Source organism: Microcella alkaliphila (assembly GCF_004216855.1).
Taxonomy (GTDB): Bacteria; Actinomycetota; Actinomycetes; order Actinomycetales; family Microbacteriaceae; genus Microcella; species Microcella alkaliphila.
This window is the reverse complement of record NZ_SGXT01000013.1, coordinates 411174-424229: the sequence shown is the minus strand read 5'-3', so window position 1 is coordinate 424229 and position 13056 is coordinate 411174. Positions and strand designations below refer to the sequence as shown.

Here is a 13056-nt window from a genome sequence, read left to right as displayed (position 1 = left end):
GCGAGGGAACCCCATGGCTGAAGGCACCGCGAGCAGCAGCGGCACCCGTCGCCGCACCACGCTGAGCGACAAGCAGCAGGCAATCCTGCGAGCGATCCAGGCGTCAATCGCCCAGCGCGGCTACCCGCCGAGCATGCGTGAGATCGGCGAGGCCGTCGGCCTGTCGTCGCTCTCGAGCGTCGCGCACCAGCTGGGGCAGCTCGAACTGAGCGGCTACCTGCGGCGCGACCCCAATCGTCCGCGAGCGATGGAGGTTCTCATCGACCTCGAGCCGTCCGCGTCCGAGCATCCCGATCCCGATGCTCCCCAGGTTGCCGATGCGGCCATGGTGCCGCTGGTCGGTCGCATCGCGGCGGGCATCCCGATCACGGCGGATCAGATGGTGGAAGAAGTCGTGCCACTCCCCCGCACGCTCGTGGGCAACGGCGAACTGTTCATGCTGACCGTCGTCGGAGACTCGATGATCGACGCCGCCATCTGCGATGGCGACCTCGTGGTCGTACGACGCCAGCAGACGGCAGAGAACGGCGAGATCGTCGCGGCGATGCTCGACGGCGAGGCCACGGTCAAGGTGTTCCGTCAGCGCGACGGTCACACGTGGCTGTTGCCGCGCAATACGGCGTACGAGCCGATCCTCGGCGACCACGCCGAGGTGCTCGGCAAGGTCGTCGCGGTGCTGCGCTCGGTCTAGGAACCGTTCGGCGGCGGAGCAGCGGTCGCGTCCGCGACCACAAACTCGGCAAGTTGCGCCTCGTGCTGAGGCGACACGAAGGCGTGCACGCGCGTGCCGCCCTCCTCGTACTCGGTCGACAGGATGCGGCCGCGCTCATGCAGCAGCGCGACCAGCTCGCCCCGGTCATACGGCACGACGACGACAACCTCGACGTCGGGGTCGGGCAGCACGTCGCCGATGCGGGCGCGCAACTCGTCGATGCCCTCACCCGTCTTCGCGGAAACGAAGACCGCCGTCGGCTCGAGACCGCGCAACAGCAGCCGCGCATCCTCGTCAATCAGGTCGCACTTGTTGAACGCCACGATCTCGGGAATGTCGCGAGCGTCGACGCTGCCGATCACGTCGCGGACGGTCGCCAACTGCGCCGCCGGGTCGGGATGCGCGCCATCGACCACGTGGACGATCACGTCAGCCTCGCCCACCTCTTCCAGGGTCGAGCGGAACGCCTCGACCAGCTGATGCGGAAGGTTGCGCACGAAGCCGACCGTGTCGACGAGGGTGAACGGGCGGCCGTCCGGCGTGGACGATTTGCGCACCGTCGCGTCGAGCGTCGCGAACAGGGCGTTCTCGACGAGGACGCCTGCCCGCGTAATGCGGTTCAACAGACTCGACTTGCCCGCGTTCGTGTAGCCGGCGATCGCGACGCTCGGCACCGAGTACCGGTCGCGATTCGCGCGCTTGGCCGCCCGGGCCGGAGCGAAGCCCTTGATCTGGCGCCGCAGCTTCGCCATGCGCGTGTTGATGCGTCGACGGTCGAGTTCGATCTTCGTCTCACCGGGACCACGCGAGCCCATACCGGCGCCCCCGGCGCCCACCTGGCCACCGGCCTGGCGTGACATCGAGTCACCCCACCCGCGCAAGCGCGGAAGCAAGTACTCGAGCTGCGCGAGCTCCACCTGCGCCTTGCCCTCTCGACTCTTCGCGTGCTGGCTGAAGATGTCGAGAATGACGGCGGTGCGGTCGATGACCTTCACCTTCACCACGTCTTCCAGGGCGCGGCGCTGGCTGGGCGCGAGCTCGGTGTCGGCGACGACCGTGTCGGCGCCCAGCTCAGCCACGATCAACGCCAGCTCTGCCGCCTTGCCCTTGCCGAGATACGTGCTCGGGTCGGGGTGTGGGCGACGCTGAAGCAGGCCGTCGAGCACAACGGCGCCGGCGGTCTCGGCGAGCGCAGCAAGCTCCCGCAGCGAGTTCTCGGCGTCCTCGAGCGAACCGTGGGAGTACACGCCGATCAAGACGACGTTTTCCAGACGCAGCTGCCGGTACTCGACCTCGGTGACGTCGTCAAGCTCTGTCGAGAGCCCCCGCACCCGCCTGAGCGCCGCGCGGTCTTCCCGGTCGAATTGGTCGCCATCCCGATCGTCGAGGTAGTCGCTCTGCTGTTGCAGGGCCGTCGCCCGCCCCTCGCGGATGCTGACGCGGCGTGCGGCGCTGTCGGCATTCGCGAGAACGCGCGCAACAGCGTCGGCCCCGTGGTCGACGGGAGCCTCGCTCATGCCGGGGGCGGTCTCGTCGCCCGGCGTCACACCGTCGGAAATCATTCGCTTCAGCATAGTGCTCACGTTCGGTAGATTCACTGCATGGCTCAGGAGCACTACTTCAGCGCTCAGCCGGCCGGAGACTTCACCCCCCGCACCCTGCAGGTGCAGCTCGACGGGCAGCCCGTCGACGTGGTCACCGCGGGCGGAGTGTTCAGCCCGTCGACGATCGACACCGGAACCCAGGTGCTGTTGGGATCCGTTCCCGCGCCCGCGCCCGGCGGCGACCTGCTCGACCTCGGCTGCGGGTGGGGCCCGATCGCGCTGACGCTGGCGTTGAAGTCGCCGCGCGCCCGCGTGTGGGCGGTCGACGTCAACGAGCGCGCACGCGAGCTGACGCGGATGAACGCCGAGCGACTGGGGCTCGGCAACGTGATGGTCGCCGCGCCCGAGGAGGTGCCTGGCGAGATACGGTTCACGACGATTTGGTCGAACCCGCCAATTCGCATCGGCAAGGGTGAACTGCACGGATTGTTGGATGCATGGCTGCCGCGGCTCGACGATGGCAGCGACGCCTGGCTGGTCGTCGCCCGCAACCTGGGCTCCGACTCGCTGCAACGCTGGATGGAGAACCAGTACGCCGGCGAGCTGCAGGTGACGCGCGCGGCAACCAACAAGGGTTACCGCGTGCTGCGGGTACGAAACCGCTCAGGGCTCACCGGCCCCATTCGGGTGCAGCGCGGGTAGTTCTTCGCCGCTAGACGGTGAGTTCGCCGTCGAAGACCAGTGCGGCAGGTCCGCTCAGGGCCACGTGCTCGCCATCCTCAGCGGCGAACATCCGAACCCCGAGCGTGCCGCCCGGCACCTCCACCCGCCACTCGTTCGGCGATCCAGCCCCCGCCCAGTGCCGCACCGCGAGGGCTGCGGCGGCCGCGCCGGTGCCGCACGACAGCGTTTCGCCGCTCCCGCGCTCGTGAACGCGCATGCGGATGCGGCCGATACCGTCACGCACGAGCGGGTCGGCCGGCACCACGAACTCGACGTTGGCGCCCGCTTCCTGCACCGGGTCGAGCTGCGGCACGACCGACAGATCGATGCCGGCTAGCTCGTCGTCGCCGGCGACGGCGACCACGACGTGCGGGTTCCCGAGGTCGATGCCGAGCCCTGGGCGGGCAACGGGCAGATCGCGCGCCCGCACGAGCGGCTCCTCCCCCGTCAACCGCCAGCGGCCGAGGTCGACCGCGAACCCGTCGGCGAGGCGGTGCACGTCGCGCACGCCCGCGCGCGTGCCGATCGGAACGGAGTGGCCGGGCGCCAGATCGAGAAAGCCGCGCTCGATGAGGTAGTGCACGAACACGCGAATGCCGTTCCCGCACATCTCGGCGATGCCGCCGTCGGCGTTTGCGTAGTCCATGAACCACTCCGCCTCCGGCTCATCGGCGAGGATCGCGGCCCCCTCGGGGATGCTCGCCGACCGGACCGCGCGGATCACACCGTCGCCGCCCACACCGAAGTGGCGATCCGCAATCGCGGCCCGCTGGGCCTCGGACAGCACAACCTCCCCATCAGGGTCGGCGAACAGCACGAAGTCGTTACCGGTTCCGTGGCCCTTGGTGATGAGGAGCGTGTCGGTCACCCGGCCATGCTATCGACGCAACGATCGGCGAGCGCGGTGAGCGCCGCATCCCGAGCGTCGTCGTCGAGGGCCTCGACCCACTGGGTTGCCGTGTCGCGACGAAACCAGCTGACCTGGCGGCGCGCGTAGCGGCGCGTCAGCGCGGCCGTATCGGCGATCGCCTCCTGCTTGGTGCACCGGCCCGCGAGCTGGTCGAGCGCCTGCGCGTAGCCGATCGCGCGGGAGGCGGTGGGGCCACGCTCCAGCCCGAGCTCACGCAGGGTGGCAACCTCATCGAGCAGGCCGGCACGCCACATGTCCTGGACGCGCGCGTCCAGGCGCTCGACGAGGTGGGCGCGCTCGACGGCAAGACCCAGCTGCGTGTACGGGCGCCACGGAGTGCTGCGAGCGGCGAGCCCCGGGCGGGCGCCCTCGCCCGTCACCTCGCCGATCTCGAGCGCGCGGATCACCCGACGGGCATTGTTCGGGTCGATCGCGGCCGCCGCATCGGGGTCACGGCGCTCCAGCTCGGCGACCAGGTGGCCAAGCCCGCGCTCGGCGAGCAACATCTCATACCGGGCCCGAATCTCCGGATCCGTTCCCGGGAACTGGAAGTCGGTGACGACCGAGGCGACGTACAGGCCCGAGCCGCCGACGAGAATCGGCACCGCGCCGCGGGCGACGATCTCCTCGATGGCCCGGCGAGCATCCCGCTGGTAGGCGGCGACAGACGCCTCGTCGGTGACGTCGAACACGTCAAGGAGGTGGTGCGGGATACCGCGGCGCTCGGCCACCGGCAGCTTGGCCGTGCCGATATCCATACCCCGATACAGCTGCATCGCGTCGGCGTTCACGATCTCGGCGGGGACGCCCCGATCCTGGATGCGCGCGGCCAGTTCCAGCGACGCGGCGGTCTTGCCGGTTCCGGTCGCCCCGACCAGGACGGCGATCACGACAGCGAGCCGCGCACTCCGTCGGCGGGGTCGTAGATCGGAGTCGTGGGGCCGGCCGGGGCGCCCACCCGGAGGCCGGGCAGGCCCAAGGACACACGCGCAGCGGTGCCGCCGTCCCCCGTCGAAGGCGTGGGAACCCCACAACTCTCGGCCTGGGCGCGGTCCCACGCGTCACCGGCCCGGGTGCGGCGGATGCGCAGCGGGCCGTCGTGGTCGGCGAGCAGGTGGAACGGCGCCGCCTGCGTGATGGTCGTCGTGACGACGTCGCCGGGGCGGGGCCGCGGGGCGCCGTCGGGCACCCGCACATGCACCAGCCGGCTGTCTTCGGCGCGACCCGAGATGCGCTCGGTCTCGGCGTCCTTCTTGCCCTCACCGGTGGCGATCAGCACCTCGACCTCGCGGCCGACCTGGCGCTGGTTCTCCTCCCAGCTGATGTGCTCCTGCAGCGCGATGAGCCGCTCGTATCGCTCCTGCACGACCGCCTTCGGCACCTGGTCAGGCATGGTCGCTGCGGGCGTGCCGGGTCGAATCGAATACTGGAAGGTGAACGCGCTCGCGAAGCGCGCCTCCTCGACGACGCGCAGGGTGTCGGCAAACTCGTCGTCGGTCTCGCCCGGGAACCCGACGATGATGTCGGTCGAGATCGCCGCATCTGGGATGCGCGCGCGCACCCGATCGAGGAGCCCCAAGAACTTCTCGCTGCGGTACGAGCGGCGCATGGCCTTCAAGATGCGGTCGGAGCCGGACTGCAGCGGCATGTGCAGCTGCGGCATGACCGCGGGGGTCTCGGCCATCGCGTCGATGACGTCGTCGGTGAAGGCCGCCGGGTGCGGGCTCGTGAAGCGGATGCGCTCGAGCCCATCGATGCGCCCTGCCGCGCGCAGTAGCTTGCCGAACGCCTGTCGGTCGCCGAACTCGACGCCGTAGGTGTTGACGTTCTGACCGAGCAGCGTGACCTCGATGGCACCGTCATCGACGAGGGCCTGAATCTCGGCGAGGATGTCGCCGGGGCGGCGGTCCTTCTCTTTGCCGCGCAGGCTCGGCACGATGCAGAACGTGCACGTGTTGTTGCAGCCGACCGAGATGCTCACCCACCCGGAGTAGGTCGAGTCGCGCTTCGTCGGCAACGTCGAGGGGAACACCTCGAGTGCCTCGAGAATCTCGAGCTGCGCCTCCCCGTTGTGCCGGGCCCGCTCGAGCAGGGCGGGCAGCGAGCCCATGTTGTGGGTGCCGAAGACCGCGTCAACGTACGGCGCCTTCTTCAGGATCGTCGAGGTGTCTTTCTGCGCCAGGCAACCGCCGACGGCGATCTGCATGCCGGGTCGCTCGCGCTTGACGCTGGCGAGGTGGCCGAGGTTGCCGTAGAGCTTGTTGTCGGCGTTCTCGCGGACGGCGCAGGTGTTGATGACGACGACGTCGGCGATGTCTCCGCTCGTGGCCGGGACGTAGCCGGCAGCTTCGAGGGAGCCTGCGAGTCGTTCGGAGTCGTGCACATTCATCTGACAGCCGTAGGTGCGCACCTCGTAGGTGCGCGGCGTCTCGGATTCTGCGATGCCCGTGCGGGGCGTGGCGAGGGTGCTGCTCATGGTGCGAGCAAGTCTACGCGCGGGGTGCTATTCGAACTGCGGCGTTCGGCGACCCTCGGGCGCACCGTCGAGAGCTGCACGAACGGCTCGGTGGGCGGCGGGGCCGCCGTGACCTTTGCGCTGCAAATAGGACAGCAGCCGACGTTCTGCCGTCGCCCGGTCGAGGGCGCCGAGGCGACGGGCGCGGTCGGCGACGAGCTCGGCGATGAGTTCGTCGGTGTTGACCTCCTCTGCGTGCTCGGTGAGTGCAGTGTCGACCGCCTCGGGGTCGAGGCGACGGCGCTGCAGTTCGGCCTTGAGCGCACCCCGGCCGAGTCTCTTGCGCGACACCAGGCGATCGACCAAGACGCGAGACAGCTCGGTGTCGTCGATGAGCCCCACGCGTTCGAGCCGATCGGCCTCGGCTTCGGCCAGCTCGCGCGCGATGTCGCGCTCGATGAGGGCGTCGATGAGCTCGAGGCGAGAGACGCCGCGGCGACCGAGCACGCGCATGCTGATGCGCTCGGCGTCAGCGCGGGCTTGTTCGGGGAACGCATCGGCGTCGTCAGCGCTCGCAGCCGAGTCGCTGGCCCCGGCGCGACCGGCATCGCCGGGATGAGCACTGCGGCTCGCCCGCGCGCCAGCCAGCGAGATCACCGGAGCGACCCACTGACCGGCGTCGGGCTCGGCACTCACGCGCCGGCGGCCTTCTTCTGCGCGAGCTTCTGCTGAAGCGACTCGACGGGCGCGTCGACGGTGGCCGGCGCCGCGCCTGCCCCCGCACCAATGCCGAGCTTCGCGAGAATCTTGCTTTCGATCTCGGCGGCGATCTCGGGGTTCTGCAGGAGGTACTTGCGCGAGTTCTCTTTACCCTGCCCAAGCTGGTCGCCGTCGTAGGTGTACCAAGCGCCCGACTTCTTGACGATGCCGTGGTCGACACCGAAGTCGAGCAGGCTACCCTCACGCGAGATGCCGACGCCGTAGAGAATGTCGAATTCGGCCTGCTTGAACGGCGGAGCCATCTTGTTCTTGACCACCTTCACGCGGGTGCGGTTACCGACTGCGTCGGTGCCGTCTTTCAGCGTCTCGATACGGCGAATGTCGAGGCGCACCGACGCGTAGAACTTCAGCGCCTTACCGCCCGCGGTGGTCTCAGGGCTGCCGAAGAAGACACCGATCTTCTCGCGCAGCTGGTTGATGAAGATCATCGAGGTGCCGGTCGAGTTCAGACCGCCGGTGAGCTTGCGCAGAGCCTGCGACATGAGGCGGGCCTGCAGGCCGACGTGGCTGTCCCCCATCTCGCCCTCGATCTCGGCGCGGGGCACCAGCGCCGCAACCGAGTCGATGACGACGAGGTCGATCGAGCCTGAGCGCACGAGCATGTCGGCGATCTCCAGGGCCTGCTCGCCGGTGTCAGGCTGCGACACGAGCAGCTGGTCGATGTCGACGCCCAGCTTCTGCGCGTAGTCGGGGTCGAGCGCGTGCTCGGCGTCGATGAATGCGGCGATGCCGCCCGCGCGCTGAACGTTCGCGATCGCGTGCAGGGTGAGCGTCGTCTTACCCGACGACTCGGGCCCGTAAATCTCGATGATGCGCCCCTTTGGCAGGCCGCCGATACCGAGCGCGACGTCGAGGGCGATCGACCCGGTGGGGATCACGGCGACCGGGGCGCGCTCATCGCTACCGAGGCGCATGACGCTGCCCTTGCCGAACTGTCGATCAATCTGCGCGAGGGCCGTCTCGAGGGCCTTTTCGCGGTCTGCGGGTGAGGGCATGGTCGTCTCTTCTCTCTGTGTCGTGCGCGGTTCGCCTATCGGCTATCGCCGTGCCGGTCGCCCGATGGAGCAAGGACGGCCGGGATGCGACAAGGCGGTGACGGCGTCTGCCGCCTCGCGGTGAACGGTACGCACGACCGCCGACATCGTCGGCGGACCAGGCCACACTGTGCACTCAGAGGTGTTCGACTGCCGCTGTGAGGGAGTCTAGGTCACGAACGAACACATGTTCGAGTAATTGCGCGCGGCGTGTCACCGATCGGGCCGCGGTTCCGGCCGACCCGCGCCGTGCCAGCGCTCGCGGGGCACGTCGGTCGCCGAGCACAGCGCGAACCACACCTCGCGCGGCGCAACTCCCGCGGCGAGCGCCTGCTCGGCCGTGCGGTCGCCGACGTCTCCGAGTACGAGGTCGCGAACAAGCGATCGCCCGTAGGCGTCGCCGAATTCGTCCACCACCGCGCGCCGGAACTCCGAGAGTTTCAGAGCGTGACCCGCACGCTAGCGAACGGCCAGGTCGGCGTCGAACTCGGCGACCAGGTCGTCGGGGAGAGTGTCAGGCACGGTCGTCAGACCCTCGATGACCGCGAGGCGATCGCCCACTTCGCGCATGATCGTCGAGATCGGGGTGTCGAGCGCTTCGGCGACGGACGCGAGGATCTCGCTCGACGCCTCCTTCTGGCCGCGCTCGACCTCGCTGAGATACCCGAGCGCCACGCTGGCACGGCTCGCGACCTGACGCAGGGTGCGACCCTTTTGCAGGCGCACGTCGCGGAGGACTTCGCCGATCTCTTGTCGGACCAGAACCATGGCGGCCTCCTTTACGTCTCTCGCGGCGGATATCTGCTACCGGGGCGGTAACACTACCCGATCCGTGTGACTTCACTGTAAACCCGAAACACTGGGGAACCCGTGTCAGGACGCTTGGTGTAACACGACCGTCACCTGCGCTATTCCCGTCCGCCGAGTAGGTCGAGAAGCCCGTCAAGTGCGGCCTGCACCGCACCCTCTCGGATGGCGACGCGATCGCCCGCGAGGCGCAGCTCGCGCACCAGCGCGCCCCGAGCATCCGCCACCGCAACGTAGACGAGGCCGACCGGGGAGTCCCCCTGTGGGTCGGGGCCCGCGACTCCCGTCGTGGCGACGCCCACGTCGGCGACGGACCCGTCGACGGCGAGGCGCTCGCGCACGCCGCGTGCCATCGCGATCGCCACATCGGGATGCACGGGGCCGTGCTCGTCGAGAAGGCCCGCCGACACATCCAGCAGCGAATGCTTCAGCGGCGTCGCGTAGGCAACGATGCCGCCGAGGACCACCGCGGAGGCGCCGGGGACGTCGACGAGGCGGGCAGTGAGCATCCCCCCGGTCAGGGACTCAGCGACGGCCAGCGTCTGCCCACGCGCCGCCATCATCGAGACGATGCGGGAGGCGGGTGACGCGGTCATGCGCCCCGCGGGTCGGAGTCGGCAGGCTCGGGCTCGTCATTGCGGCTCCGCCAGGCTTTCCAGAGGTAGTCGAGGCCGGTCACCACCGTGAGCACGACCGCGATCGTCATGAGCCCGGTGTTCACCCAGTGGATCCAGTCGCCAAACACGACCCACAGCGGCACCAGCGCGAACGAGATCGCCACCGACTGCATCACCGTCTTCAGCTTGCCGCCCCGGGATGCGGGAATCACGCGGCTGCGCAGCATCGCGAAGCGGAACAGCGTGATGCCCCACTCGCGCACAAGGATCACGATCACCACCCACCAGGGCAACTCGGCCAGCACCGCCAGCATGACGAGAGCCGCACCGGTCAGCAATTTGTCGGCGATCGGGTCGAGCAGAATGCCGAGGTCGGTGACCAGGTTGCGCCGGCGGGCGAGGAAACCGTCGACTCCATCCGTCGCGATGGCGACGATGAACAGCAGTGCGGCGGTGAGGCGCAGCCAGCCATCCGCGCCGCCATCCAGATCAAGCAGCACCACGAAGACCGGCACCAACAGGATGCGCACGATCGTGATGATGTTGGCGATGTTGCCGCTCGAGGCCGGAGTGTCGCCGTCCGCGATCACGCGTCCGCGCATCGGGAAACTTGGGCCACCGTCGCGTGAGGTCACCGCGTCCCCTCCCCCGGGAATGAGACCGGGGGAATCACTCGCGCCCGGTCAGGCTCCAGGCGTCCTCGTCGGAGGAGGCCTGCTCTTCAGGATAGCCGCGCGTCATCGCGTCGACGGGATCGTCGCCCACGAGCGCCGGGGCCTGGCCGGTGGGCTGGGCGCCGGACGAGGGCGGATCCTCGCCGCGCAGGCGTGCCAGCACCTCTGGGAGCTGGTCGGCCGTCACGAGCACGTCACGAGCCTTCGAACCCTCCGACGGGCCGACGATCTCGCGCGACTCGAGCAGATCCATGAGACGACCGGCCTTTGCGAAACCAACCCGGAGCTTGCGCTGCAGCATCGACGTCGAGCCGAACTGGGTCGTCACGACGAGCTCGGCCGCGGCGAGCAACACCTCGAGATCGTCGCCGATATCGGCGTCGATCTCGCGCTTCTGCGCCTCGGCGGCGACGTCATTGCGGTACTCGGGACGCGCCTGGTCTTTCACGTGCTTCACGACCGCGGCAATCTCACCCTCGGTCACCCACGCACCCTGCACACGCATCGACTTGTTCGCGCCCATTGGCAAAAACAGGCCGTCACCTTGCCCGATCAGCTTCTCGGCGCCCGGCTGATCGAGGATGACGCGACTGTCGGTCATGCTCGATACGGCGAACGCGAGGCGGCTCGGCACGTTGGCTTTGATGAGCCCGGTGACGACATCGACGCTCGGTCGCTGCGTGGCGAGCACAAGGTGGATGCCCGACGCACGGGCCAACTGCGTGATGCGCACGATCGAGTCTTCAACGTCGCGCGGGGCCACCATCATCAGGTCGGCGAGCTCGTCGACGACGACGAGCAGATAGGGGTACGGCTGAAGTTTGCGCTGGCTGCCCTCGGGCAACACGATCTCGTTCGCGAGCACGGCACGGTTGAAGTCGTCGATGTGGCGGAACCCGAACGACGCGAGGTCGTCGTACCGCATGTCCATCTCCTTCACGACCCACTGCAGCGCCTCGGCTGCCTTCTTTGGGTTCGTGATGATGGGAGTGATGAGGTGCGGAACCCCCTGATAGGCGGCAAGCTCGACCCGCTTCGGGTCGATGAGCACCATGCGCACCTCGGCCGGCTTCGCCCGCATCAGAAGGCTTGTGATCATCGAGTTGATGAAGCTCGACTTACCCGAGCCGGTCGAACCGGCGACCAGGAGGTGGGGCATCTTCGCGAGGTTCGCTACCACGTAGCCGCCCTCGACGTCTTTACCAACGCCGATGGACATCGGATGCAGGCTCTTCGCCGACGCGCTCGATCGCAACACGTCGCCGAGGGTCACGATCTCGCGGTCGGTGTTCGGAATCTCGACCCCGATCGCGCTCTTGCCCGGGATCGGCGAAAGGATGCTCACCTCGTTGCTCGCGACCGCGTACGAGATGTTCTTCGTCAAGGCGGTGAACCGTTCGACCTTGACGCCCGGCCCCAGCTCGATCTCGTAGCGCGTGACGCTCGGTCCGCGGCTGAAGCCCGTCACCTTCGCATCCACCTGGAACTGTTCGAGCACATCCGTGATGGCGGCGACGACAGCGTCGTTCGCGGCACTGCGCGCCTTCGGCGGCGTGCCCTGCTCGAGCACGCTCGGCGCAGGAAGGCGGTACGGACGCGTCGGCGCACCCGACGAAACGGGCGTCGGATGCTCGGGGCGAGCATCCGCGTCGTCATCGATGTCGAGGGCGTCGCCACCGGCCGCGGGCGTCGCGGCGGGGGCGGCAGACGGCGACGGCTGCTCACCCGTGAAACGCTGAACCGCCTGCTCGGCAGCGTCGGCGACCGCGGTCAGGTCGTCGGAGACTCGGGCGAGCGCCTCAGGGTCGATCACGTCGGTCGGCTGGTCGCGCTCGACAGCGGAGTCGAACGGCAGCTCCTCGTGGCGAGGCGCCTTGCCCTTGCGCCACCACGGCATCGACGACTCGTCCTCCATGTCGAGGCCCAGGTCAGTCAGCGAGCCGAACTCGTCGGCGTCATCGTCGCTGTCGGTCGACTGCGCCTTCGACTTCTCAGGCCGCTCCGCGAGCTCGGCACCGAAGAGGTAGGCGTACAGCTCGCGCAGCCGGGCGCCGATACGGTTCGGCGGGGTCTTCGTCATGATGAGCACCGACAGTGCGGCGAGCACCACGAGCACCGGCACCGCAACCCACACGGTGGCGAGCAACAGCACCCCACCGAGCACCCAGCCGATCAGGCCGCCCGCCTGGGCGAGCACGGGGGCGCCATCAGACGGGCTCGGCGCGCCGAGCGCGATGTGGCAGAGCCCACTGACACTCGCGATGAGCAGGCCCAGCCCGATGCCGATGCGCGTGTTGTCGTGCACGCTCGCCGGGTGCCGGAACAACCAGGCGGCGAACATCAGCATGATGACCGGCAGCGCGAAGGCGACGCGGCCCACGAGCCCACCGAAAGTGAAGGCGTCGAGTGCGACCGCGACCGGGTCGCCGAACAGGAACCACTCGACGAGAGCCCCGAGGCCGGCGAGCACGACGAGGAAGAACGGCACGCCGTCGCGGCGGTCCTCCTTCGCCAGGGTTTCGCGGCCGAAGAGGCGGAACGCGGCACCCGTCGCGTGGGCGAGGCCCATCCAGGCGCGCGTCAGCAGACCGGGCTCGTTCGGCTCACAAGCGGGGGCCTTCGCGGCCGGCCGCTTCGATGCGGGCAGCTTCTTCGTCGGCGCCGTGTCGGACCGCTTCGACGAGGTACGCGACGACGCGCGCGACGACCCGCCCGACTGCGGGCGCGTTCGTGTCGTGCGGGAGCCGGAGGCCATGCCCGACACGGTACCCGCGCGCGACAGCCGCGCCCGGGACTGACA

Annotated in this window: 13 protein-coding genes; 2 read left to right on the top strand and 11 right to left on the bottom strand. The window is 69.1% G+C overall.

Translation table 11 applies throughout. The annotated features are described in order from the left end of the window. The first annotated feature begins 13 nt into the window (after nt 1-13). Entirely contained in the window at nt 14-691 is a 678-nt protein-coding gene (gene lexA / locus EV140_RS05450; RefSeq protein WP_130281791.1) for a transcriptional repressor LexA, read from the top strand. On the opposite strand, the gene hflX is transcribed toward lexA, so the two are convergent. Beyond that, a complete protein-coding gene (hflX, locus tag EV140_RS05445) occupies nt 688-2229 on the bottom strand; it encodes a GTPase HflX (protein ID WP_130281959.1) in 1542 nt (513 codons plus the stop codon). The genes lexA and hflX overlap by 4 nt on opposite strands. Nucleotides 2230-2313: 84 nt before the next feature. Between hflX and EV140_RS05440 the strand changes: the two genes are divergently transcribed. Continuing rightward, on the top strand, nt 2314-2958 hold the full coding sequence (locus EV140_RS05440) for a class I SAM-dependent methyltransferase (RefSeq protein ID WP_130281789.1): 645 nt from the start codon (nt 2314-2316) through the stop codon (nt 2956-2958). Between the two features lie 10 nt (nt 2959-2968). Here the strand turns inward: EV140_RS05440 and dapF are convergent, their stop codons facing one another. The 10 genes from dapF to EV140_RS05390 form a co-directional block, all read right to left on the bottom strand. Next, complete coding sequence (gene dapF / locus EV140_RS05435) at nt 2969-3847, bottom strand: diaminopimelate epimerase (protein ID WP_130281787.1); 879 nt, start codon at nt 3845-3847, stop codon at nt 2969-2971. After that, complete coding sequence (gene miaA, locus EV140_RS05430; RefSeq protein WP_130281785.1) at nt 3844-4779, bottom strand: tRNA (adenosine(37)-N6)-dimethylallyltransferase MiaA; 936 nt, start codon at nt 4777-4779, stop codon at nt 3844-3846. Before miaA ends, dapF begins: the two co-directional genes overlap by 4 nt. Beyond that, nucleotides 4776-6365: a tRNA (N6-isopentenyl adenosine(37)-C2)-methylthiotransferase MiaB gene (gene miaB / locus EV140_RS05425; RefSeq protein WP_130281783.1), complete on the bottom strand. Its 1590-nt coding sequence runs from the start codon at nt 6363-6365 to the stop codon at nt 4776-4778. Before miaB ends, miaA begins: the two co-directional genes overlap by 4 nt. Before the next feature lie 27 nt (nt 6366-6392). After that, nucleotides 6393-7040 carry a regulatory protein RecX gene (locus EV140_RS05420; RefSeq protein WP_130281781.1) on the bottom strand — a complete coding sequence of 216 codons (648 nt, stop codon included), beginning with the start codon at nt 7038-7040 and terminating at the stop codon, nt 6393-6395. Continuing rightward, nucleotides 7037-8119 carry a recombinase RecA gene (gene recA, locus EV140_RS05415; protein ID WP_130281779.1) on the bottom strand — a complete coding sequence of 361 codons (1083 nt, stop codon included), beginning with the start codon at nt 8117-8119 and terminating at the stop codon, nt 7037-7039. Before recA ends, EV140_RS05420 begins: the two co-directional genes overlap by 4 nt. Nucleotides 8120-8371: 252 nt before the next feature. After that, nucleotides 8372-8602 (bottom strand): DUF3046 domain-containing protein, encoded by a 231-nt coding sequence (locus EV140_RS05410; protein WP_130281777.1) that lies wholly within the window; start codon nt 8600-8602, stop codon nt 8372-8374. Nucleotides 8603-8617: 15 nt separating this feature from the next. Continuing rightward, entirely contained in the window at nt 8618-8926 is a 309-nt protein-coding gene (locus EV140_RS05405; RefSeq protein WP_096421123.1) for a helix-turn-helix domain-containing protein, read from the bottom strand. 140 nt (nt 8927-9066) lie between these two features. Beyond that, nucleotides 9067-9561, bottom strand: a complete 495-nt coding sequence (locus EV140_RS05400) for a CinA family protein (RefSeq protein ID WP_130281775.1) — start codon at nt 9559-9561, stop codon at nt 9067-9069. Beyond that, nucleotides 9558-10184 carry a CDP-diacylglycerol--glycerol-3-phosphate 3-phosphatidyltransferase gene (gene pgsA, locus EV140_RS05395; protein ID WP_130281957.1) on the bottom strand — a complete coding sequence of 209 codons (627 nt, stop codon included), beginning with the start codon at nt 10182-10184 and terminating at the stop codon, nt 9558-9560. Before pgsA ends, EV140_RS05400 begins: the two co-directional genes overlap by 4 nt. 67 nt (nt 10185-10251) lie before the next feature. Further along, entirely contained in the window at nt 10252-13011 is a 2760-nt protein-coding gene (locus EV140_RS05390; protein WP_130281773.1) for an FtsK/SpoIIIE family DNA translocase, read from the bottom strand. Nucleotides 13012-13056 lie beyond the last annotated feature (45 nt).

Coding starts and splice junctions, on each gene's coding strand:
- hflX (WP_130281959.1), bottom strand. CDS start 2,229: ATGAGCGAGGCTCCCGTCGACCACGGGGCCGACGCTGTTGCGCGCGTT.
- pgsA (WP_130281957.1), bottom strand. CDS start 10,184: ATGCGCGGACGCGTGATCGCGGACGGCGACACTCCGGCCTCGAGCGGC.
- recA (WP_130281779.1), bottom strand. CDS start 8,119: ATGCCCTCACCCGCAGACCGCGAAAAGGCCCTCGAGACGGCCCTCGCG.
- EV140_RS05390 (WP_130281773.1), bottom strand. CDS start 13,011: ATGGCCTCCGGCTCCCGCACGACACGAACGCGCCCGCAGTCGGGCGGG.
- EV140_RS05400 (WP_130281775.1), bottom strand. CDS start 9,561: ATGACCGCGTCACCCGCCTCCCGCATCGTCTCGATGATGGCGGCGCGT.
- lexA (WP_130281791.1), top strand. CDS start 14: ATGGCTGAAGGCACCGCGAGCAGCAGCGGCACCCGTCGCCGCACCACG.
- EV140_RS05405 (WP_096421123.1), bottom strand. CDS start 8,926: ATGGTTCTGGTCCGACAAGAGATCGGCGAAGTCCTCCGCGACGTGCGC.
- miaB (WP_130281783.1), bottom strand. CDS start 6,365: ATGAGCAGCACCCTCGCCACGCCCCGCACGGGCATCGCAGAATCCGAG.
- EV140_RS05440 (WP_130281789.1), top strand. CDS start 2,314: ATGGCTCAGGAGCACTACTTCAGCGCTCAGCCGGCCGGAGACTTCACC.